Source organism: Streptomyces sp. NPDC058751 (assembly GCF_042746485.1).
Taxonomy (GTDB): domain Bacteria; phylum Actinomycetota; class Actinomycetes; order Streptomycetales; family Streptomycetaceae; genus Streptomyces.
On sequence record NZ_JBHYPZ010000026.1, the window covers coordinates 1 to 21,868 of the forward strand.

The following is a 21,868-nucleotide window of genomic DNA, read 5'->3' on the forward strand; positions in this document are numbered from 1 at the left end:
AGCCACAGAGAACCCCGCCGCTTCGCGGCTCCGGGCCAAGGATGCATTCCCTCCCCTGCTAAAGCCGGGGATACCCTGCAAGATCAGGGATGGAGAGCAGTTGCTCGGCAACCCTAGCCTCGCCGTTTCGGTTGGTGTGATGAGACGTTGCTGATCGTCAGCTGTCGGGTGGGCGACTCGATTTGAGTGCTCGGGCATGGTGGAGGCCCGGCGCGGTGGTCGGGTTCTCCAGGTCCTTCGGGTCGTGGCGGTCAGGTGGTGTTGCCGGTCAGCCGGCGGGGCGGGGCAGTGTGGCCAGGCGATGAAAGGCCGTGGCGAGTTCGTTTCTCCAGGGCCAGGTGGCTGATATCCGCAGGTGCAGGCGGCGGCCGCCGCGGGTGAGGCGTGCAGCGACGTGCAGCAGCCGGTAGCGGAGCTTCTTCGGCTCGGCAGCCGCGAGTTCGCCGTCCAGCAGCAGGACGCGCGTCCAGGCCAGCAGGTCGATCGCGGTGAGGCTGAGTTCGAGCCAGGCGGCGTTGACGTGGAAGTCGCGGTAGGGGAAACGGCCGAAGCCGGTGGTCTTGCCGCACCGGATGTGGTCCTCGACGGTGGCATGCCCTCGGTGGCGGACTTCCAGGAACTGGGCCGAGCCGCCACCGGAGTAGGGAGTGTCGGTGAGAAACACCTGATGACGCCGGCCCTCGTCCTGGTCGAACAGGGACAGCTGGGCTCCGGGGTGCGGCCGCTCCCGGCGCACGATGACGCGGGTGCCGTTCGGATAGCCGTCCAGGTCGATCATGCCTGTCAGCTCGGCGACCTCGGCGCCCTCACGCAGCGTTCCGTCCTGGTCCAGGGCGGGATGCCAGAGGCCGTCGGGCATGGCCCGGATGGCGCGGCGGACCGTTCCGGTGATGGCGTATCCGACTGAGAAACAGGTGCGGATGCCTCGTTTATGCAGGTCGCGGACGTGGGCGAGGAAGGCCTTCGCGGATCCGGCGCTATCGGTGCGGATGAGGATGTCGGTGCCGTGCCGGTGGGCGTCGGGGATCTGGGCGAGTGCCTGGTCGAGCACGGTGATGTGGTCGGTGGCGGTGTTGGCGCCGGCGTTGCCGGGCCGCAGTCGGCCGGACAGTGCCTCGCCGGTGTTGGCCAGGAAGCACAGCAGCGGGTGGAAGCCGAAGCCGCCTTTGTAGGTGGGTGCGGCCTGCTGTTTCTCGGAGTGGCAGGTGATCAGCGTGGCATCGAGGTCCAGGACCAGACCGGGCAGCGTGCGTCCCGCAGCCCGGGCGGCGGGGATGCCCTCACCGTGCTCGGCGGCCTGCAGCCAGGCGACCTCCCGGGCCTGGGCGCGGGCAGAGGCCAGCGAGGCAAGGGCCGTCTCGTCGACATCGGCGAGCAGCCGCCAGGCCGTCGGTGTCGAAGCGACAGGGCCGAAGACTGCTGCCTGGTCCCGCAGTACAGCAAGGTCAGCGATGGCCTTGCCGCCGTCGGCGAGCATCACCGCCAAGTCGGTGGCGATCCGGCCCGGATCATGTCCGGTCCCGCGCGGCCGAAGCAACCGGAGTGCGGCGGAGTACCCGGCGGTCAGCCCGGTGGCATCAGCGAGATCCGCCAGCAGCCGTGCCCCGGCATGCCCGACCACCCCCGAACCGTCGGCACTGACCTGACCCCTGGGACGCAACCCGATAGCCTGCACGTAGAAAGTGCCCTCCGCCTGGACCGACAGAACCCCTCAGCAAGGTTCATCGTCCCAGGTCAGGAAGGCACTTTCGTATTTCCGCCTCAACAGCTGTCGTACCCAAGCGAAACGGCGAGGCTAGGCGTCACGAGACGGGCTGCGGCGTCGGGGGCGCGGCGATCGTGCACAGTCTCTTGGTGGCTCGGGTGAGGGCGACGTACAGGTCGCGCTCGCCGCTGGGGCGGGCTTCGGTCATCTCCTCGGGGGCGACGACCACGATCGCGTCGAACTCCAGGCCGCGGGCCTCGGACGCCGGCACGAGGCGCGCCCACCGCGTGACACCGGCGGACGCCATCTCCTGGACCCGTTCGTCCGCGCAGATCACGGCGAGGAGTTCACCCGGGTGGGCCGCGGCCTGCGCCCGGAGTTCCTCGATCACGGTGGCGGTGACGTCGCGCGGTGTCGTGGTGAGGTGGCGGGGAGGCTCCCCGTGCCGGATCGACCGGCTGGGGGTCTGTCCGGGGGCGATCCGCGACAGCAGGTCGTGGGTGGCCGCCAGGATCTCCTGGGTCGTGCGGTAACTGACCGTCAACGTGTGCAGGGCGAACCGGTCGCCGAGGTGCGGGCCCAGCGCCTGGGACCAGTCGTTCGCCACCGTCGCGGCGCCCGCCTGGGCGAAGTCGCCCACCAGCGTCATCGACCTGGCCGGACACCGGCGGATCACCATCCGCCACTGCATGGCGGTCAGCTCCTGGGCCTCGTCGACCACGACGTGCCCGAACGACTGCTCAGGCGGCCCCTCCACCAGGTTTGCCGCCTCGTCCAGCAGCGCCACGTCGGCATCGGTCCACGGGGCGTCGGGAGGACACACCAGCCGGGAGATCTCGTCGTCGGTGAGCGGGGTCAGGTGCCTGGTCATCGTGCGGACGTCCGTCAGCAGGGCCCGTACGAGCCCTTCGGGCGTCAGACGCGGCCAGAGGGATTCCACCGCGCGGTCGACGTGGGCGTCGCCCATGAGGTTCGCACGGGTGGCGTCGGCGTCGAACACCTCGGCCGGGTCGGCGGCCGGAGCGTCGTCGAAGCCGAGAGCCCGCAGGCCGGCCCCGGCCACGGCGTCGAGATCCAGGCCCGTGCTCTCGGCGATCTCGGCGTCGATGCGTTCGAGGGCTTCGAAGGCACCGCGCTCCAGGGCGTCCGTGACCGCGCCGATCAGATGTTCCTTGAACACCTCCCGCGCGCGGTTGTGCGCCAGGCCGCTCGCCGTCGCGGCCTCCCGTGCCGCCGCGACGTCCGCGCTCTCCAGCCGGACCCACTCCTGCCCGACCCGCACCGCGAAACCGCCGTCGGGTGCCTGACGGGAGCGCACCAGGTCCGCCAGCGCCTCGGCCAGCGCCGAACTCCCCTTGAGGCGCGCGACGTCGAACGGCTCCACGGCCGTGGGCACCACCCCGGCCAGCTCCGCGCAGGTCGCCAGCAGCACGTCGTTCTCCCCCAGCGAGGGGAGCACCTGGGACACGTAGTCGAGGAACCGCGTGTTCGGCCCGAGCACCAGCACGCCCCGCGCGGCGACGCCCGGGAACGCGTACAGCACGTACGCCGCCCGGTGCAGCGCGACCACGGTCTTGCCCGTGCCGGGCCCGCCCTGCACCACCGTCACCCCCCGGTACGGGGACCGGACGACGGCGTCCTGCTCCGTCTGCAGCGTCGCGACCGCCGTGCCCATCCGTCCCGTGCGGCGTGCCTCCAGCGCCTCGGTCAGGGGACCGTCGCCGATGATGTCGTCGTCCGCGGCCGCCGATCCGTCGAGGAGTTCGTCGCTCACCGTGCGCACCACACGGTCCTGGAGGCGAAGGTGACGGCGGCGCCGCAGCCCCATCGGATGGACGGTCGTCGCCTCGTAGAAGGGCCGCGCCGCCTCCGCCCGCCAGTCGAGGAGCAGGGGCAGATCCCGGTCGGGCACGTGCAGCCCGAGTCGTCCGATGTGCAGCGCCGTTCCGTCCGCACCGTCGATCCGGCCGAACGCCAGCCCCTCCGCGGCCCCCTCCAGCCGGCGGAGCCGACGTGCCAGACGCTCCGCGGTGGCGTCCCTCTCGTACACCTCGCCCGCGCTGTCGGCCGGCGACCTCAGTACCTCCGCCAACTGCGCCCGCGCCTCCGCCATCCGCTCGTCGAGCAGCCCGTACATCGCGGCCACGTGAGCCTGCTCCGCCTCGACCTGTCCTGCGGCACCCTCGTCGAACTGTGGCAACAGCAGTTCTCCTCCTCCTGATCCGGCCCTCCACTATGCAGCCGGATTTCCCTGAAAGTAAGGCTTGACTTAGTTGCCCGGGTCGGACCTCCGGCACCACTGCCATGCCCTCTCGTGCCGCGGCCGATCGCGTGGGCACCGGAGGCGCGGGCCACGGCCCGCGCGGCCCGCTGTCAGTGCCGTCCGCCATGATCGGACCCATGAACGACATCGACACGGCTCCGTCCCTGCCTCCCCACATCCGGGACGGCCGCGCCCTGGGCGGCGCGCTGGGAGGTCTCGTCCATGTCCCGCACGGCTGGAACTCGCGCACCTTCGAGGACATCGAGCGCATCGGAGGTTACGTCGAAGGCGGCCGGGCGCTCGGTCCGGACGAACAGGAGGTCCATCTGTCCCCGGAGGGGAACTGGGAGGAGATCAAGGCCAGTTGGGCACCCGATCCCTCCGGACGGAAGGTCCGTCTGCCCGGATCGGGCACCTGGACGGAGGCCATAGGACGCGTGGGCGGGCTCGCGCTGCGCGCGGCGTCCCCCGCGACCAGACCCGAGCGCCGCGGAGTGGTGCTCGGCTTCCTGGAGATGTGGGCGCGGACGCCGTTCGCCGATCCGGCCTACCGCTTCCGCGTGGGCCGGCTCGCCGGGAAGGTCTCGTTCAACGCCCGTGACAACCAGGGCGTCTCCTTCGGCCTGCATCTGCCGGGAGCACGCAGAACCCTCTACTTCGAGGCCCTGCTGCCCGGCGGCGAGGCCGCCCCCCGCCCCGAGGAACCGCTCCACGTCATGGACTGCCACCGCGGCTGGGGAACTCCCGGGCAGCTACGGCGTCTGGTGGAGCTCGTCCGGGAGCGCGGCCCGGTCGCCTGGGACGCGGAGGCGGTGGTGGCCCTGAGCGAGGCGACCGGGCTGAGCCGCCCCGCCGCGGCCCTCGCCCTGGCCGGCAACCCCGGTGCGGGCAGCTGGCACGAGCCCTTCCTGGACCAGCACGAACGTACCGTGCTCGGTTTCAAGCAGGGTGAACTCAACTCGGCCCACGACGAGTTGGGGATGCTGGGGGATGACGGGCGGCTCGCCCTGCTCGCCGACGTGATGCCCGAGGACCCCGCGGACCTGTGGGAACCGGGCGGTCCGGCCCGTGTCGCGGAGCGCATCGCGGCGGCCTGGGCACAGCAGCAGGGGGCCCGCCCGACCCCGCCGTGGAGCACGTGGCAGGCCGCACTCGGCCTGGAGGCCAGGATGCCGGCGGCGCATCTGTGCCACCTGTTCCTCGACCCGGCGGGCTCCGGCCTGCCGCCGGGCTTCCGCCCGCGGGTCCGGCCCGGCACGCTCGACCGGACCGGCCGGCGGACCCCGTGGGACGTCACGAGCCACTACGAGGCCGACCCCGTCGTGGACGCCGTCTTCGCCGGCCTGTCGTGGGCGTACGCGGATCTGCCCGCCGGGGACCCCGTGCGCGAGGGGATGCCCGAGGTCGTCCGCCACCTGCGCCGGGTGCTGGCCGCGGGCGACGCGTCGGCCGGGTTCTTCCAGGAGAGCGTGGAACGCCACAGCCCTGGGCCCCGGCGCCAGGACTTGCTGACGGACGGCACCTGTGACCGCGTCACCGCCCGCATCGCCGCCGGAGACCTGCCTCCGGGCCGCTACGAGTCCGACCCGCGCGCCTGTGCCCCGGACCTGGTCGCCGACGTCGCCGCCACCCTCGGCCTGTCCGAGGACGCCGCGACCCTCTACCTCCAGCTCCTGCTGCTCCCCGTGCCGTCGGACCGCAACGTACGGCGCTGGAACGCCTGGGGTCCGGCCCGCCACAAGGCGGCCGCGGCCGAACTGGTGGCGCGCGCCCTGGTGGTGGAGGACCGCAGGGCCCGCGCGGGACGCACGCTCTTCCTGCCCGGCCCGTGGGCGCACGCCAAGAAGCCCCTGCCGCCGATGGAGACCTGGAAGGCACCGCTGATCGGAGCCCGGTTGGACTTCTCCGGGGACGGTGTGCGGCACTTCGAGCTGCTGCCGGACACGCTCCCGGCGCTGTTCGCCGAGGCCTGGCGCCTGGTCCGCGAGGCCCAGGGGTCGAAGGCCTGACGGCCGCCGTCGCACCGACGGTCGCCAGAACCGACGGCGCGGCAGCGGTACTGGGCCCCCTTCCCGCTCCGGCATATCCCGGGGGTGGACTTCACCCCGCCGCCGGACTGAACTCGCCTACAGGCATGGCCACTTGAGGTTCGCCGCAGATCAAGCGGACATGACCTCCCGTGGCCGCAGTGCTGCACAGGATGACCCGGCATGACAGGTTCATGTCGGATGCATGTCATCACTGTCCCGTGACCGGGCCGGTGCCCCATGGTCGCTCCGTGGCACCGACCCGAGTGCCTCACCTGGTTCGGCGGGGATCCACACGACGATTCCCCCGCCCGATCGCAAAGGACCTCCCCACATGGCAGCAGTGCGCACCATGAAGCGGCGCATCGCCACGGCGATCGCCACAACGGCCGCCGTCGCGACCGCAGTCGGCACGCTTTCCGCCCTCCCCGCCCAGGCCGCACCGGCCGAGGGAACCGTCTTAGGGGCGAACTCCCCGCACGCCGTTCCCGGCAGCTACATCGTCACGCTCAAGAAGAACGTCGGTTTCAAGGCCACCGCCGCGCGCGGAAAGGGCCTGGTGTCCGAGTACGGGGGCACCGTCGAGCGGACGTTCACCTCCGCCCTCAACGGCTACTCCGTCAGTCTCACCGGCGCCCAGGCCAGGAGGCTGGCGGCCGACCCCGCTGTCGCCTCGGTCGAGCAGGACCAGGTCGTCCGCACGACCGGCACCCAGACCGGCGCTCCCTGGGGCCTGGACCGCGTCGACCAGACGAACCTTCCGCTGAGCGGCACCTACTCCTACCCCGACACCGGGGGCAGCGGGTCGACCGTGTACGTCCTGGACACCGGTGTGCGCATCACCCACCAGGACATCGCGGGCCGCGCCTCGTACGGATGGGACTTCGTCGACAACGACGCCACCGCGCAGGACGGCTACGGCCACGGCACCTTCGTCGCGACCGTCGCCGCCGGCACCACCTACGGCGTGGCCAAGAAGGCGAAGGTCGTCGCCGTCCGGGTCCTCGGCGACGACGGCTCCGGTACGACCGCCGGCGTCATCGCGGGCGTGGACTGGATCACCGCCAACCACGTGGCCGACTCCGTCGCCAACGTCTCCCTCGGCGGCGGAGCCAGCGCCTCGCTGGACACCGCGGTGAGGAACTCGATCGCGTCCGGGGTGACGTACTCCATCGCGGCGGGCAACTCGGGTGCCCTGGCGTCCAATTACTCCCCGGCCCGGGTCGCGGAGGCGCTGACCGTCGGCGCGACGACGAGCGGCGACGCGCGGGCGAGCTACTCCAACTACGGTTCCAGGGTGGACCTCTTCGCCCCCGGCTCCGGCATCACGGCGGCCTGGAACAGCTCCGACTCGGCCACGTACACGGGCAACGGCACGTCGTTCGCCGCCCCGCACGTCTCCGGCGCCGCCGCCCTCTACCTGACGGCCCACCCGGGTTCCTCCCCCGCGACGGTCGGCGGCGCGCTGGTCGGCGGCGCGACCGGCGGGGTCCTCAGCGGTGTCGGATCGGGTTCCCCGAACAAGCTGCTGAAGCTCGTTCCCTGAACGGGGATGCGGGCCCGGCCGACGCCGGGCCGGGAAGGCCCCATGCCCACGAGGCACGTTTCCCGGGGGCGTCGCAGCGGTGACTCACCCGTGGCGTGACGGGTGACCGTCGGTTCACGTGAGAGGCCCGGCCGGATCTTCCGGCCGGGCCTCAGCTCCGTACGGCACCGGTCAGCGGGGCCAGTACGCGCCACCCCACCGTCTCGTGCAGAGCCCGGCCCTGCGGTGTCGCGACCAGCACACCCGTCGTGGCCCCCTGTCCGGCCGCGATGCCCGCGAGCGTGTGCATCACCAGGCGTCCCAGACCGCGGCGCCGATGACCGGGGTCGGTCTCGACCTGGTCGACGACATGGGCAGGGCCGGTGACGTGACCGCGCGCGGCGAAGGCTCCCTCGGCGGAGCGGACCAGAACGCGCGTGACGCCGGCCCGGGTCCAGGTGTCCAGCCGGTAGCCCTCGGCGATCACCGGTGGGGCTTCGGCACGGGCGGGGCGCCAAGGGGCGGACATCAGGAAACTGGGGCCGCCGGCGAGGGACCAGCCGGGCCCAGCCAGGGTTCGAGCACGTCCGGTGGAGCGGGCACCTTCAGCCAGACACCGGGGGCGGCCGTGTTCTCGGTGATCTCGCGCACGGCTGCTTCGTCGGCGGCCGACAGCGCGTGACGTACGACGTGCCCGGGCAGGCCGACGTCGACGGTGAACCCCCAGGCCGCGGGGACAGGTTCGGCCGTGCCGCGCGAAACGGTCCAGCCGTGGACCCACCCGCGCACGGCGTCGGCCGTGTTCATGCAAGGCAAGACGCACCCAGGCACAGGTGATGACTCACCGGGATGTGCATCCATGCGTGATCGTCCGGAGGCGTCCCACGCCTTTATTGCATATAGATTGCAATAACTATGGGGATGCATCGGTGGGGTCAGCCCGTCAGCTCTCCCGTCACCTGCGCCAGAAAAGGTGGTGCGTCACGCCGCTCGGGCTGGGAACGGCCTCCATGTGGAACCGGTCCAGCAGCTGTTCGGGCGAGTCCCAGAGGCGCAGCCCGGACCCGAGCTTCACCGGGGAGACGACCACGTGCAGGGTGTCGACGAGACCGGCGTCGAGGAACTCCCGGACGGTGGTCACTCCGCCGCCGAGCCGGACGTCCTTGCCCTGCGCGGCCTCCTTCGCCCGCGCGAGAACGGTGGCGGGGTCGCCGTCCACGAAGTGGAACGTGGTGTCGGAGAGCGTGAACGACGGACGCTCGTGGTGGGTCAGGACGAACACCGGTGTGCGGAAGGGCGGCTCGTCACCCCACCAGCCGCGCCAGCCGTGGTCGCGCCACGGGCCGCGCTGGGGTCCGAACTCGTTGCGGCCCATGATCTCGGCGCCGATGTTGTGGCCGAAGTCCCGGGTGAAGTAGTCGTCCAGGCCCCGGCTTCCCCCGGGCCCGGAGGCCAGCGGCCCTCTTGCAGGACCGCGAAAAACATAACGGGAGCAGCCCACCAGGTCGGGGGCGCCATCGGGCCGGGCGGCGCGGATCGGCTTCAGCACAGTCGGCGTCTCGGCGGTGCCCTTGCGGTGGGGACCGACTCTCAGACAAGCAGCTGGTTCGCGGATCGACCAGCGGATAAAAGGGCGGGTCTCAGCCCCCTCACATCCACGGGGCGAACGGACATCACCGCCTTCCAACCACCACGACCACCGAACTGCCGAATCGGCAAACCTATGCGGTCACAGAACTGGATCAGACGCTCCGCGAATAAAGTCCGAGGCGCACATCCCCGCTGCCCTTCCAGGACAGATTCACACGCAACGGCCCGCGGCATTCCCGTGAAATCTCAGACCGAATATCGACACACCGGCCTATTCGACGAGTACATTCCGGAGGGGCGCCGCCTCATGGAGTCGATGCCGATCCGCCACGAGAGGCGTTTCGACCGTCATGCATCACCGCGCAGGCACCGCACGAGAAATGAAGGCAGCGACCCCTCCACAAGTCATTACCACCGCATCGATCCATTCAGGGCGACAACATCCAGATCAGGAAGCGCTAGAAAATTCGGCTCATCCGGCTTCCGGTCGCAACATACGCCCAAGCAGAAATATGACCGGCCGTGCCGGAACAGTACTCAGCATCACCAGGAGCGATTGAATCAGCCTCCACGGCGGAGAGGTAGAGCCGTCCAGGGCAGGTCAGCTGCTTGTTAGGGCTGCTCACGATCCACACGAACCTACTCCCGTACCGCCTCGGATCCGGAACCGCCAGCCATCCGCCCCGGGAAACCACTCGCACGTCGAGAGATCGCAACAGGTGCGACCGCCCCGGAGAGATCAGAAAATACACCTGCCGACACCAGGAATCCCAAAGCACAGGACCGATGGGGTCCGCGGCGCCGAGCAGGCCGACGTATACCCGATACGCCTTTACCTCCGGAAATCTGACCGCATCCCAGGACGCGCCGGCCGAAAGCATGGCCATTCCACATCCACTCACACGCCAGTCGTTGAATACTTTTTCCCGATCGCCAGACATTTCCGCGAGCCATGCGGCGAACTCCGAGGCAGTTGAGATCATCAATTCCTCCCCGACCGTACCGCCTTCTACATTGCGAACCGATCGACCGTAGCACCAAGGACGTCCAGATCGGTAGAGGCAGGGCAACGCACAGGCGCGATTGCAGTTCCCGTCGGAACAAGCCCCGCCGTTTCACATTTCGACAGCTTTCTCGCTCACGAGCCAGTTGCACGCGGGGCGAAATCAGCGAAGTAGCGGTCAGAAAGTTCGGATTTCGTTCATATTTTCCTACTTTCACTCCTCTTTATCGCCCCGGACCGACAGCCGTTCCGTTTGCCCACCCACCCGAAGCCGTCGATCGGGCACGCGACGCCCCCGTCACCCCGACCAGCGAACGGCGCCGGGGCGATTCCGGTCAGACCGACGGTCGCGAGGACCGCGGACACCCGCCGGTCCGTCCGCCGCCGTCGACCGTTCGATCCGGGCCAGGCTCTCCGGCCACGCGACCGACGGCGTGTCCGGTCCGGGGCCCGCCTTCCTGGATGCGCAGCCTCTCGAAGCAGCCCGGGAAGATACGAGAAATCCAAGAAAAAAGTACTCCGAAAAAGCCGGGGCATTTCGGTCGAGCAAAGACTATGCCTTCTCGATGTTTTTCCTGCTGGGTGCGATAAAAACGGACGACCCGTATCCTCGAAAAGCAGGGCACTTTACATCCGGAATCAAGGAACAGGATCCCTGATGAGCGTCTCGCCAATCCACCGAGGGGCCCATTCATTCGACTCGCACGGCCCGTCCGCCGGTCGGGTGTTTTTGCTGATCAATTTCCAGAGAAAATGAAAGCGCTGGAAGCCTCGCTCATGCCTTCCGACCTGCTGTTTAGATCCTCGGGGGCCATGCAGAACCATCGGACACGACGCCGATCGCCTGGATCGTCAGTCCAAAAGCTGCGGGTACTGTCAGTTTCCGGGCAGAGATTGCCCAGAAATTCAAGGAGGATCAATCAGTGAAGCGCATGGCTGGAACATTGGCTGCCGCAGTTCTGACGGCCGGGGCCGTCATTCTGCCGCTCGCAGGGTCGGCGGCAGCCGCTCCGGCTCCCGGCCTCAAGGTGCCGAACGTCGTCGCGAGCTCCCCCCTGGAGTCTCGTGACCGCGGCGGAGACCACGGCGGGGACAGGAGCCGTGTCGGCGACCGGGGCCGCGGCTGGGACGGATACCGCGATCGGGGTCGCGGCTGGAACGGAGACTACGACAGGGGTCGCGGCCGGCACGGAAACTACCACTACGACCGGGGCTGGCACGGGGACCGCGACCTCGGCCGCCGATGCTTCTGGAACCACCGTCACGGCTGGGGACAGCACCACAACAACCGCTGGGTCTGCGTACCTGTCTGGCTCCGGTGACCTCGGGCCATCAACTGCGACACTGCCCGCCGCCATGCAAAGTCATGCGGCGGGCAGTGCCCTGTGCGACGCGGCGTCGTCCCGCGCCATCGTCAGAACCGCACGGGCAGAGCGCCCCTCCGCCGGCCACTCGGCCGACCCGCCCCAGGAGGTCGAATGCCCCACCGCTCCCCTTGCCCAGGGGCGAGCCGCACGGACGGCACATCACACGATCGAACATCAGATCCCCCGGTCAGGCAATCACAGTAAATTCATCACCCAATATGGATAACAGGGTTGCCGTCTCCATCCCGGTCCGTGCCCACGAAGCTCGTCAAGCCGTACGCTTCCCGCCCCGACCGAAGGATCGTTTCTTGTGAGAATGAGGGTAAGCGTCCAGGTCATCTTCTGAAAATTGTCAGGACCGCTCCACTCACCTCAATGCGACGCTCTTCCAGTTTTTCACCGCAGCACAAGGCTGTTAGGCATGATCTGAATAGTCTCATCTCGTCTCCGCTGAGAACTGCCAAAGCCATGTTCATTACATCATCCAAGGCTGCGGCCGTCAGGCACTCCGGCAGCTCCCCCGAGAGCAGAATCACCGGCTCTCCTGTGGTACCGCGCACAACAGCAGTGGTGGATGATCCTTGGACGACGAACACTTGGACCCCTCCGACGACACTTCACCAGGAAACCCGTTCAGCCCGGGCAGAACAAGAGGATAGCGACAAAAATCCTCTCTTTCGCACCTACTGGTCCGGCTTGGAATCGTGGGGGAGATCCGGGAAAGCAGCACGTGGCCGCTCTTATGTGCTGGAACAGAAGCCCATGCCGTCCCTGAACAACGGCGATCGACGACACCTGACCGTGTGCCGCTTCACCAATGGACGGCCCGTATTCGCTGGTCACCGATGGCACGATCTTGATGCGGCCGTTCCCGGCGCCGGGCCGTCGCTCGCGGCCCCGCCGCCCACGAGGTCCGGGCCACTTCGACAGGTCGGCGGTCGCACCGCGGCTCAAGGGCACCCACCAGGTGCGGCGGGACGACGGTCGACGCCCTCCTCGCAGGAGCGGACCTCCTCCGGACGAGCGGAGCGGCCCGGCGACGCATCGCCTCACATGTCGTCGCACGGCGGCTCAGGTTCGCGACCCGCCGCTGTTCCCGCGGCCTCCGACGAACACCGGCAACCAGCACATGTCTCAGCTCCCCGAGTGGGCGATTCACACCGCCATGCAGCTTCACCGAATTTACTGAACTATTCAGTCAATACCAAAAGATGCGAACTCCTACGCTTTGATGTGCCGCCATTGCTCAACTTCTTTTCATGTCGGGCAACTTCGGAGCAGATCAGTCCGGGATGCCGCCTCCTGTGACCCGAGGCGGCCTGGGGATCGCTGGTGTCGGCGCTCATGTCGGCACCGGTTCCCAGGACATGTCCTATCGGGTGGCCCAACTCGGCCCCGTCGAGGCTGTGCACACCGAACGGGGACCGCGCCCGGTCCCGCCCGTGCCCGGCGGAAACGCACCGTCGTGCAGGGTGCCCCGTGCCGGTCGCGGCTCGCCAGCGGGTGCATGACTTTTGCTAATGGAGCATCAGTTTCCCGTCAGAGGACCCGAGTTGGAGCCGTGGCGGCTCTCCGCGGATGAACGAACGGCGCTGGAGCGCTGGGCGGCACCGCCCCAGGCACTGGCTCTGCGTGCGCGGATCGTGCCGGCGTGCGCGGGGCCCGAGGTGCCGCCGATCGTCTCGGTCGCCAGGGATCTGCGGGTGGCCGCGGACACGGTTCGCAAGTGGCGGCGACACCTTGCCGCCGAGCGGCTGGACGGCCTGTCCGACAAGCCTCGGCCAGGACTACGGCCCGCCCCGGTGTCGATCAGGTGGCACCGGGGACCGCCGAGACCGATACGGTCGGCGACGGCCTTTCCGCTCCGAGGGCGGCCGTCCAACGCATCGCCGAACTGGACGCCGAGTTGGCCGGCCACCGACGGGCGGCGGAGTTGCCGGGGCAGAAAATCTCCGGATCGGCCCAGGTCCGCGGCGTCCGGCACGCCACTCCCCCGAGGCCGTGAAGCAGGGAACCCGATACGGCGTTGTCACATGACCCGTGCGCGCCCGCCACCCGGGGCCCTCCTGTTCCCGAGGCGCAGCACCGGACGCCACGACCTGATCCGAGCCTGCCCCTCAGTACCCAGGAGCGCCGCAACCTCCTCTTCAGCGTCTCGACCTGCGGATCGTCCGCGTCCGTCAGCTCAACCGTCAGAGATCAGGGCGAACTGGCGTGCGTTTTGGGCATGAAGGCTCCCTCTGAGGGGTTTGCGAACCATCTCCCCGTCCGCTACTGTCCAGACCTCCGGACAAGTTGTCCGGAGACTCCGGACAGCGGCTGCCGTCCGAGGCTCTACATCTCCGAGAGCCTTGTCACGGCGCCGTGCCGAACGGTCAGAGCCCGGTCCACTTCCTGTCCTGGTTCTGACGGGAGCTACTCGTCTGCGGCCCGGTACGGGTCAGCCGCCGGCGAAGGCTCCTGCCGGACGGTGTGTCCGCGGACGGGTCGAACCTGATGAACCCCGACGCGTTCCGCACTCTCGCCTTCGGTCCGGATCCACTGGGAATCGACACATATTCACGCACTGAAAGGTCTTCATCATGAACAACGAAATGCTCGAAGCCGAGTCCGCGGAGCTGCTGCCCGGCCGTGAGGCTCTGGGGAAGTTCTCGTTCAACTTCGCCAAGACGACCAACATCACGCACAAGGCCGCCGCCGTCGGCGCGCACAACGAGTCGCTGGCGGCGAACTCGTTCTCGCCGTTCGCGGTCGCTCAGTCGCAGGCCACGCAGGCGATCAGCGTCCACCAGTAGTCGCGGCGCTGCCGATGACCGGCATCTGCACCTAGGGCTGGTCTCATGCCGGGCCGGCTCCGGCCGGCCCGGCTCCTGCGGACCGGAACACCCGGGGTGCTGTGCCTCGGGTCCGCCCGGTCACAGACCGCGCGGCCCATCGACTGTCCATCAGTAGCTCTCACCCTTTTGTGATCGCGCTGGATGCGGGGTTGCCCGCGTCGGAGGAGGAACGTTGACGGTGTCCGGAAATCAGAACCCCGACGCTGTCGGCTTGCCGGACACGCAGCCCCTCTGCGGCGCCGGCCAAGACGATGTCGGAGACGACATTACGGTTCCTCTCCAGCCGAGTTGGAGGACAACACGGCTGCAGGCGATGGACACCCAGCCGTTTCCGGCCTTTCCCGTTCCACGGCTGAGCCATGGCCTGGAACGTCTGGGGGAGTACAAGGGATCAGGATCCACCCAGCCGAAGTACCTCGTACGCCGAGGTGACGGTCAGGTGATCCAGCTGTCCCGGCTGTTGTATCTGGTGGTGAGTGCCGTTGACGGAGTGCGCGATGCGGAACGCATCTCCCACTTCGTCAACGGCCGCCACGACGCCGAGGTCACCGCAGACAACGTGGTCTACCTCCTGGAGAGGAAGCTCATGCCCCTCGGCGTCGTGGCGGCCGACGGAGCGGAGACGGACCCGGCGCCGCAACCCCGCTCCGATCTCCTGCTGGTCCTCAAAGGCCACAAGGTCGTCTTCCGCGAAGAGCAGGTGTCGCGGATCGCCACAGGACTGGCGTGGCTCCACCAGCCGCTCATCGTGGCCGTGACACTGACGTGCACGGCCCTCATGGATGTCTGGCTGTTCGGGTTCCACGGTGCCATGACGCCCGTCCTCCGTGTCCTGGAACAGCCGATCTGGATGCTGATCGTCTTCGTGCTGACGGTCGCGTCGTTGGTCTTCCACGAATTCGGACACGCGTCGGCATGCCATTACAGCGGAGCGAGGCCGGGAAAGATCGGCTACGGCATCTTCCTGATCTGGCCCTCCATGTACACCGATGTCACCGACGTCTACAGAGTGGGGCGTGGCGGACGTCTGCGGACGGGCCTGGGCGGCGTCTATTTCAATCTGCTCTTCATGCTGGTCCTGGCTGGCGCATACGCGGCGACCGGCCAGCCCTACTTCCTCGCGGCCATCTACCTGGCGCACTTCGAGGTGCTCGAACAGCTGATGCCGGTCGTACGCCTTGACGGTTACTACATCCTGGGCGACCTCGCCGGCATCCCGGACCTGTTCGGCAAGGTGAAACCCATCCTGCTGAGCGTCCTGCCAGGGCGCCCGGTGCACCCGGACGTGGCCGGCCTGAAGCGCTCCGCCCGGATCGTGGTCTCCGTCTGGGTCGCCACCATGATCCCCCTATTGCTGGCGGAGATCTGCTACGTCCTGTGGAACCTTCCGCGTCTGCTCTCCACCAGCCTGCGTTCGCTGATCGAGCAGCTCACCGGGACCTTTTCGGCCTTCGGCGACGGACAGACCGCCGCGGGACTGGTCGGCATCATCGGCAGCCTCATGCTGATCTGCCCCATGGCAGGAGGTGCTTACCTGACGGTACGGCTCGCCCACCGTCTCACCCGTGGTGCGGTGCGCGTCACCGAAGGCAACACCCCGCTTCGCGCGGTCATCGGCGTAGCGGTTCTGGCGGGTATGTCCCTCTTGGTCAGCGCGTGGTGGCACGGTGCGACCCCCGAGCCGCTTCCCCCGGCGTCGCCGGTCGCCCCGGTCCTCCAGCCCGGTGTGCCCACGGCGAGGCCCCCACACCGCACACCGGCCCCGTCGCACGACGTCACAGCGGTCCCGGCGGATGTGCCCACCCTCCCGCCCCCGCAGCACACCCTTCCCGCAACGCCCTCCCCTTCCCTCACGCCCGGCGGGGACCCCGTCTCCTCGGGCGCGGCAGCCCCGAGTTCCGGCTCCCCCCGCGGTCGGTCGTCGGCACCGGCCGAGAAGGGCACCGCCGCGCCGACGCCGGTACGGAGCACGCGTGCCGACGCCTCTTCAGCAGTGCTCTCCTCCGCCTCCCCCACACCGTCGGAATCCGTCTCGGCCACGGCTGCTCCCACGTCGCCGGCCCCCGCCGGAGTGGATTCCGCAGCATCGCAAACACCGTGAGCAGGACCCGTAACCCGTCTCCCCTCGCCCCTCAGGAGGAATCGATGACACACCGCAAGCCGCGCAGCAGCACTGTCGCCAGGACCGCCGTACGACTGGGCATGATCGCAACCACCGGGATGGCCGTCGCCGCGACGACGACGGTGGCCAGTGCGGATTCCGGCGGCTCCCGCTTCTACAGCTCCTCCACCGCCGTGGACATGGCGCACACTCATGCCGACCGTCTGCACGTCAACCAGTTCGACGAATCCTTCAAGATCCACCAGTTCGGTCCGCTCGTCGCGGTGACGGCCAACAACCGGGCCATGGCCGAATCCGCGGGCTGCTCCGTCTACGAACCGTGCCGGTCCATCGCTTTGTCCTACCAGATCGTCACCGCGGCCGGCCGCAACGCGCGGCTGGTCAACGCCACCAACATCAGCCGGTCGGCCAACGACCACTGCACCGGATGCGAGACCTTCTCCGGTGCGTACCAGTTCGTCGTCGCCACCCCCCAGGAGTTGACGCTCAGCCGATCGGCCCGCGGTCAACTCGCGCGTGTCCACCGGGAAGTGGCCGCGCTGAGGACATCGGATCTGCCGATTCCCAGCGTCAAGAAGCGTGCCGACGAGCTGGCGAACGAAGTCAAGACCATCCTCGACCGCGAAGCCGCTTCCGCCCCTCGCGGCAACGCCGCGGACCCGCTCGACGACTTCCGGCCCACCGTCACCATGCACCGTCACGTCCGCTGACAGGACGAGGCTGTCAGGACAGATGCGGCTCAGCCACCACCTCCGACCTGACAGCCTCACGGCACTCCCGGTACTTCGCCGGCTCGGGCCATCGAGCCGGGCCTGCGCGCACCCCCGGGCCTGAAACCAGAAAGAACATGCCCAGACAGCATCCCTCTTCACTGCACAACCGAGCCCTGGACCTGCTGGCCGAAGGGCGATCTGTCAAAGACGTCGCAGCTGAACTGCACCTCAGCAGACCCACCGTGTACCGCTGGCGTCACGCTTACGCGCATTTGACCGCACATCAGTTCACCGGCAATCAGGTGTCCTCGGAACTGGAGGCCGCCCGAGCGCGCATCGCGAAACTGGAGAGCGAGCTCCGCACCCACCGGCGTCTGACAGAGCTGCTGAACGATGTGGTGCCCCCAAAAGGCGGTTCGAGGCCATCCAGGTGATGGCGGCAGAAGGGCACTCGGTCCGTTCGACGGCCACGCTCCTGCGTGTTTCCGAATCCGGGTACTACGCCTGGCGCCGACGCGCCCCCTCGGGCCGTCTGCAACACCACGCCTGGCTGACCGAACTCATCCTCTCCATCCACCGGGCCTCCAGGTCCGCATACGGCTCCCGTCGCATTCATCACGAACTGCAGCAGTGCTACGGCGTCAGCGTCAGCCGCGGGACAGTGGAACTGCTCATGCGGCAAGCCGGCATCAGGGGGCGGACCGGCCGCTCCCGATGGACAGCTCCGCAGGTTCCCGACTCCGGGACAGCACGGCGCCTGTGGGTCACGGACGCCAGGGCGCACCCCACACCCATGGGCACCCTGTACTGCGCTGTCGTCCTCGACATCAACCGGCGTCGGCTCATGGGCTGGAGCACGGACCGGGCAGCGACCCGCGAGCTGGTACGCAGGGCGCTGAACAGCGCTCTCACCGAGGACGCCGCCCAGCGTCCGCCCGTCATGCTCCAGCACGCCCAGTGGACCACCTACGCGTTCACCGAGCGCGTACGAGTTCTCGCCCTGTCTCCGGAATCCGTTCTCGCTTCCGACCGCCACGTCCAGGCCTCGGTGGAGCGCTTCTGGAGGAAGGTCGACCACCACCTCCCCCTCCGACAGAACTGGAACAGCCCCGGGAACCTCCAGGAAGAACTGAAGCGCCTTCTCGGAGCGTTCACCTCGCACAGGTGCCGGTTCGACGAATCGTGCACCTGTGGCACAAGCGAACGAAGAACAGCTGCCATCCACTCGAAGTCATCGACGCCGGAAACCCCGGAGGCGGGCCGGCTCACACAATGGTGAAAGAGGACATGCAGAACACAGAAGAGACTCCGCCCTTGCCCATCGCGCCATCCCTCAAAGGGGGTCTGAAAGTGGGCGAGGACCTCTCTGCCACCAGAGCCCATGAAGTCCTGCTCCACTGCGCCATGGACGCGGCCTGCGTTCCTCCGTCCCTGCGCGAAGCGGGGGCGACCACCCGGATCGCCGAGCTCGACTATCAGACGGTCGCCATGGTGATCGCCTGGCTGAGGGCGGCGAACTCACGAAATTTCTGAACGCCAGCCCCGCCTCAGCGGACACCCCCGTCCCATCGGCTAGTGGCTGGGATGAGCCTCCTCCTCCGCCGCGGCGGTGCGCAGCAGAGATTCCACCAGTGCGGAGACGTGCTTACGGTCGACAGGGCTGAGTTTCTGAACGCTGGCGATCAGGATCGCGACTTCGGGGTCTCCGGCCGCGAGCGCGTCCTCGCGGTAGAGATTGACGCCGCACGCCTCGGCAGCGGCCCGGTGCACCGGGGCCACGGGGATGCCGAGCCCTTTGGCCAGCCCCTCGAGCGTGCTCTGTTGCGGCATCTGCGCCAGTCGCTCCGATGTCGCCAGGTGATGGACCGTGGAACGTGAGATACCCCCGCGGCGCGCCACGTCGCTGTAGGACCAACCGCGCTGTTCAAGTTGGTGCTTGATCAGTACCTGCAGTGGGTTCGGCACGGCTGGTGTCTTCCTGCTTGGGTGTTGCTTCCCGCCTCGTTTGTCAGTGAGTTTAAACGAATCGGATCAATGATCGTCTTCTCCATCCCCCTCTACATCAAAACGGCCTAAATCACCATAGCGGTTGACTCATTCGGCTCCATCGGCCCGGTCGGTCGCGGCGCGAGCCGGGGAACGCACCTGGACGCGGATGAGACCTCACGGCAGGAGGCGCCACCAAATGGCGACTTCCAGTAGTCACTGCCGTACCCATTGTGATGACGCTGCCGGGTGGTGCCGACTCCGCGGCGCCGCGCCTACAGGACCGGACAGTTCGGCCGATCCGCGACAGATGCAAGGAGCCGACCAACCATGTCGAACCCCGTCGTTGACATCTGGGGCCCGGTCTCCCCCAAGGCCCGCTCCTCGTTCCCTCCCGCACCCGAGCCGCATGAAGAATGGACCCTCGCCGGCGGAACGGCCCGGATCTACTACAGCCCGCTGAACCGCAGGCAGCTCATCAGGCCCGTCATCCTTTCCGACGGCTTCTCCAGCGGGTCGAGCGACCTCGACCAGCTCTGGCACGGCCTGGAGGAGAACGGTGACTTCCGCTTCATCTCCGAACTCCACGCGACCGGCCGGGACGTGATCATCCTCGGCTACGACGACCGGACGGCATCGATCACGGACAACGCCGACACCGCCATCGACTGCATCCGCCGGGCCATCGCCGAGCGGGCGGGCCGGGCGAAACTGGTCGTGGGCGGATTCAGCATGGGAGGACTGATCACCCGCTACGCGCTGGCCAAGATGGAGCAGGACCCCTCGCTCCCCGACCACGAGACGTCCCTCTACCTCTCCTACGACACACCCCACGAAGGTGCGTGGCTCCCCGTCGCCCTTCAGGGATTCACCCACTTCGCGACGGACAAGTGGCAGGACGCTCCCGTCGTGGGCCCCTGCTGCGCCAGTTCTCCGGGCTGCTCAACAGCCCCGCCGCGAAGCAGATGGCGCGCCGGCACATCGAGAAGGTCGGCAGCACCCCGCAGCAGGCACCGGAGCGGACGGCGTTCCTCCGCGCACTCGACGAGGTCGGCGGATGGCCGAGCAGCGTCCGCAAGATCGGTGTCGCCAACAGGGTGGACACCGGCAACGGCATCGAGGCCGGCGCGACCGCGGTGAGGGGCAACGGTGTCACGCTGAACGACACGTGGCTCAAGACCCAGGCACAGGGCGAGCAGGTCGTCGCGCGTCTGCAGAAGACGGGCGAGGAGGCGGTGTCGGTGCGCACCAGCGGACTGCCCGAGATCGACGGAGCTCCCGGCGGCCTGTTCATCGTGCCGTCCCCCGACGGCGACGTCGGCAGTTTCGGCCTGGCCGCCCTCCTCATGACCGCTCTCGGCAACACGGTCGACCCCGACGTCATCGGCACGTCCTGTTTCATCCCCGGCATCAGCGCCCTCGCCGCCGGCGCCATCGACGACCCGGCACGGCTCTACAAACCGATCACTCCGGATGCCAGCGCGCTCGACGCCTTCATGTCGGCCGGCCGCAACGAAGGACACACCACCATGACCGAAGAACTCGGCGCGTGGATCGTGAACGAGATCGCCGCCGACGGATGACCACCGGGGTCGGCGGACCACACCGACGGGACCGCCGCCCCGGGAGCAAGGAGCGGGGCCCGGCGCTCGCCGGGCCCCGCCTTCAGGCCGCGGGCGTCAGCCGTTCCGGAAGCGGCGGGCCTCCGCCACGAGGTCCGCGGGCAGGGCGGGGCCGGAGCAGGCGTGGTCGACGAGCAGGCTCCGGTACGGGCTGTCCGGCAGGTCCGGGAGCAGTTCGACGAGGGCGCGCAGGTCGTCGGGCGAGCCCGTGAGCCGCGCGCGGTAGGCGGCCCCGGCCGCGCGAAGGGTGACGTCGGACGGCTCGTGCTCCAGCCCCTGCCCGACGAGCTCGACCGCGGTCGCGAAGTCTCCTCGTTCGGCACGGAGGTCGGCCAGGTCGAGGTACAGCGACCAGTTGGCCGGGTCCAGGGCGAGGGCGCGTTCGAACGCCGCCTCGGTCCGCCCGGGATCCCCCAGCTTCCGCCAGGTCCCCGCCCGTACGACTTCCGTCAGCATGATCCGTTCAAGGGAATCCGCCCGGTCGCACAGCTCGAACGACGCGTCGGTGCGACCGCAGGCACGCAGGAAGATCGCCATCTTGGCCATGGCCTCGGGCACCGGCTCGCGGGCGCAGACCGTGTCGACGGCGTCGAACCAGGGCTGGAGCCGCTCCCGCGTGGCGGGGGCGTCCAGGGCGTGGCCGTGGTCCATCGTGCGCATGACCGCCTCGGCCAGCGCGTCGGCGGTCACCGTCCCGAGGAACCGTGCCTCGCCGAACCAGGGGGCGTCGGCCCAGGCGACGGTGGGCCGCGCTCCGGTGACCGATCCGAGGGCCATCACCGCGGCGTCCATGTCGTCCTCGAGGAATCTGACGTACGACCACGCCAGCACCGACCTCAACGAGTCGGCGTTCTCAAGGAGTTCGGTCAGGTCCGCCCGCCGCTCCTCCCACAGTTCGGCGAGCACCTCGTAGGGTTTCGGGTCCTCGGGGGCAGCGGCGATGGCGCCGCCCAGATAGTGGACGGCCGCCGCGGGGCTGCCCCCGCAGTGTGCCAGCACCTGCGCGAGACCGACCCCGGCGGCCACCGCTCGATTCGACGTCATCCGAAGATCGTAGAGGCACCGGAATCCCGCCCTTCGGGCACGGCGGCCAGGGCTTCTCCAGCAG

17 protein-coding genes and 1 pseudogene are annotated in these 21,868 nt (G+C 68.8%); 10 read left to right on the forward strand and 8 right to left on the reverse strand.

Annotation, left to right across the window (positions count from 1 at the left end):
* Nucleotides 1-268: 268 nt before the first annotated feature.
* The gene (locus ACFW6B_RS23565) at nt 269-1,705 is read right to left on the reverse strand and encodes an IS1380 family transposase (protein WP_386598627.1); all 1,437 of its coding nucleotides are present in this window, start codon (nt 1,703-1,705) and stop codon (nt 269-271) included.
* A 97-nt stretch (nt 1,706-1,802) separates the two neighbouring features.
* Nucleotides 1,803-3,842 (reverse strand): HelD family protein, encoded by a 2,040-nt coding sequence (locus tag ACFW6B_RS23570; protein WP_386598628.1) that lies wholly within the window; start codon nt 3,840-3,842, stop codon nt 1,803-1,805.
* A gap of 263 nt (nt 3,843-4,105) precedes the next feature.
* Between ACFW6B_RS23570 and ACFW6B_RS23575 the strand changes: the two genes are divergently transcribed.
* Nucleotides 4,106-5,977, forward strand: a complete 1,872-nt coding sequence (locus tag ACFW6B_RS23575) for a hypothetical protein (RefSeq protein WP_386598509.1) — start codon at nt 4,106-4,108, stop codon at nt 5,975-5,977.
* A gap of 352 nt (nt 5,978-6,329) precedes the next feature.
* Nucleotides 6,330-7,541, forward strand: coding sequence for a S8 family peptidase (locus ACFW6B_RS23580; RefSeq protein ID WP_386598510.1), 1,212 nt, complete (start codon nt 6,330-6,332; stop codon nt 7,539-7,541).
* A 151-nt stretch (nt 7,542-7,692) separates the two neighbouring features.
* Here the strand turns inward: ACFW6B_RS23580 and ACFW6B_RS23585 are convergent, their stop codons facing one another.
* The 3 genes from ACFW6B_RS23585 to ACFW6B_RS23595 all read right to left on the reverse strand — a co-directional run bounded on the left by ACFW6B_RS23585 (nt 7,693) and on the right by ACFW6B_RS23595 (nt 9,069).
* A complete protein-coding gene (locus ACFW6B_RS23585; RefSeq protein WP_386598511.1) occupies nt 7,693-8,049 on the reverse strand; it encodes a GNAT family N-acetyltransferase in 357 nt (118 codons plus the stop codon).
* Nucleotides 8,049-8,327 carry a hypothetical protein gene (locus tag ACFW6B_RS23590; protein ID WP_386598512.1) on the reverse strand — a complete coding sequence of 93 codons (279 nt, stop codon included), beginning with the start codon at nt 8,325-8,327 and terminating at the stop codon, nt 8,049-8,051. The genes ACFW6B_RS23585 and ACFW6B_RS23590 overlap by 1 nt, the downstream gene beginning before the upstream one ends.
* A gap of 148 nt (nt 8,328-8,475) precedes the next feature.
* Nucleotides 8,476-9,069 carry a dihydrofolate reductase family protein gene (locus ACFW6B_RS23595; RefSeq protein WP_386598513.1) on the reverse strand — a complete coding sequence of 198 codons (594 nt, stop codon included), beginning with the start codon at nt 9,067-9,069 and terminating at the stop codon, nt 8,476-8,478.
* 4,993 nt (nt 9,070-14,062) lie between these two features.
* Between ACFW6B_RS23595 and ACFW6B_RS23600 the strand changes: the two genes are divergently transcribed.
* The 6 genes from ACFW6B_RS23600 (at nt 14,063) to ACFW6B_RS23625 (ending at nt 18,685) form a co-directional block, all read left to right on the forward strand.
* On the forward strand, nt 14,063-14,275 hold the full coding sequence (locus tag ACFW6B_RS23600; protein WP_386598514.1) for a hypothetical protein: 213 nt from the start codon (nt 14,063-14,065) through the stop codon (nt 14,273-14,275).
* A 481-nt stretch (nt 14,276-14,756) separates the two neighbouring features.
* Nucleotides 14,757-16,418 carry a hypothetical protein gene (locus ACFW6B_RS23605; protein ID WP_386598515.1) on the forward strand — a complete coding sequence of 554 codons (1,662 nt, stop codon included), beginning with the start codon at nt 14,757-14,759 and terminating at the stop codon, nt 16,416-16,418.
* A gap of 44 nt (nt 16,419-16,462) precedes the next feature.
* A complete protein-coding gene (locus ACFW6B_RS23610; protein ID WP_386598517.1) occupies nt 16,463-17,149 on the forward strand; it encodes a hypothetical protein in 687 nt (228 codons plus the stop codon).
* A gap of 137 nt (nt 17,150-17,286) precedes the next feature.
* A complete protein-coding gene (locus tag ACFW6B_RS23615; RefSeq protein ID WP_386598518.1) occupies nt 17,287-17,586 on the forward strand; it encodes a helix-turn-helix domain-containing protein in 300 nt (99 codons plus the stop codon).
* Complete coding sequence (locus ACFW6B_RS23620) at nt 17,586-18,431, forward strand: IS3 family transposase (RefSeq protein ID WP_386598519.1); 846 nt, start codon at nt 17,586-17,588, stop codon at nt 18,429-18,431. The genes ACFW6B_RS23615 and ACFW6B_RS23620 overlap by 1 nt, the downstream gene beginning before the upstream one ends.
* A 35-nt stretch (nt 18,432-18,466) precedes the next feature.
* The gene (locus ACFW6B_RS23625; protein WP_386598520.1) at nt 18,467-18,685 is read left to right on the forward strand and encodes a hypothetical protein; all 219 of its coding nucleotides are present in this window, start codon (nt 18,467-18,469) and stop codon (nt 18,683-18,685) included.
* 39 nt (nt 18,686-18,724) lie between these two features.
* Here the strand turns inward: ACFW6B_RS23625 and ACFW6B_RS23630 are convergent, their stop codons facing one another.
* Together ACFW6B_RS23630 and ACFW6B_RS23635 are read right to left on the reverse strand one after the other, a co-directional pair.
* A complete protein-coding gene (locus ACFW6B_RS23630; RefSeq protein WP_386598521.1) occupies nt 18,725-19,117 on the reverse strand; it encodes a helix-turn-helix domain-containing protein in 393 nt (130 codons plus the stop codon).
* Between the two features lie 470 nt (nt 19,118-19,587).
* On the reverse strand, nt 19,588-19,713 hold the full coding sequence (locus tag ACFW6B_RS23635) for a hypothetical protein (RefSeq protein ID WP_386598631.1): 126 nt from the start codon (nt 19,711-19,713) through the stop codon (nt 19,588-19,590).
* A gap of 142 nt (nt 19,714-19,855) precedes the next feature.
* Here ACFW6B_RS23635 and ACFW6B_RS23640 point away from each other — a divergent pair.
* Nucleotides 19,856-19,921, forward strand: a pseudogene (locus ACFW6B_RS23640) (hypothetical protein); the annotation flags it as partial.
* 107 nt (nt 19,922-20,028) lie between these two features.
* Nucleotides 20,029-20,721, forward strand: coding sequence for a hypothetical protein (locus tag ACFW6B_RS23645; protein WP_386598632.1), 693 nt, complete (start codon nt 20,029-20,031; stop codon nt 20,719-20,721).
* A gap of 96 nt (nt 20,722-20,817) precedes the next feature.
* On the opposite strand, the gene ACFW6B_RS23650 is transcribed toward ACFW6B_RS23645, so the two are convergent.
* Nucleotides 20,818-21,804 (reverse strand): tetratricopeptide repeat protein, encoded by a 987-nt coding sequence (locus ACFW6B_RS23650; protein WP_386598522.1) that lies wholly within the window; start codon nt 21,802-21,804, stop codon nt 20,818-20,820.
* Between the last annotated feature and the right edge of the window lie 64 nt (nt 21,805-21,868).

Coding starts and splice junctions, on each gene's coding strand:
- ACFW6B_RS23570 (WP_386598628.1), bottom strand. CDS start 3,842: ATGTACGGGCTGCTCGACGAGCGGATGGCGGAGGCGCGGGCGCAGTTG.
- ACFW6B_RS23575 (WP_386598509.1), top strand. CDS start 4,106: ATGAACGACATCGACACGGCTCCGTCCCTGCCTCCCCACATCCGGGAC.
- ACFW6B_RS23580 (WP_386598510.1), top strand. CDS start 6,330: ATGGCAGCAGTGCGCACCATGAAGCGGCGCATCGCCACGGCGATCGCC.
- ACFW6B_RS23585 (WP_386598511.1), bottom strand. CDS start 8,049: ATGTCCGCCCCTTGGCGCCCCGCCCGTGCCGAAGCCCCACCGGTGATC.
- ACFW6B_RS23590 (WP_386598512.1), bottom strand. CDS start 8,327: ATGAACACGGCCGACGCCGTGCGCGGGTGGGTCCACGGCTGGACCGTT.
- ACFW6B_RS23600 (WP_386598514.1), top strand. CDS start 14,063: ATGAACAACGAAATGCTCGAAGCCGAGTCCGCGGAGCTGCTGCCCGGC.
- ACFW6B_RS23610 (WP_386598517.1), top strand. CDS start 16,463: ATGACACACCGCAAGCCGCGCAGCAGCACTGTCGCCAGGACCGCCGTA.
- ACFW6B_RS23615 (WP_386598518.1), top strand. CDS start 17,287: ATGCCCAGACAGCATCCCTCTTCACTGCACAACCGAGCCCTGGACCTG.
- ACFW6B_RS23620 (WP_386598519.1), top strand. CDS start 17,586: ATGGCGGCAGAAGGGCACTCGGTCCGTTCGACGGCCACGCTCCTGCGT.
- ACFW6B_RS23635 (WP_386598631.1), bottom strand. CDS start 19,713: ATGAAGCGGAAGTCACCGTTCTCCTCCAGGCCGTGCCAGAGCTGGTCG.
- ACFW6B_RS23650 (WP_386598522.1), bottom strand. CDS start 21,804: ATGACGTCGAATCGAGCGGTGGCCGCCGGGGTCGGTCTCGCGCAGGTG.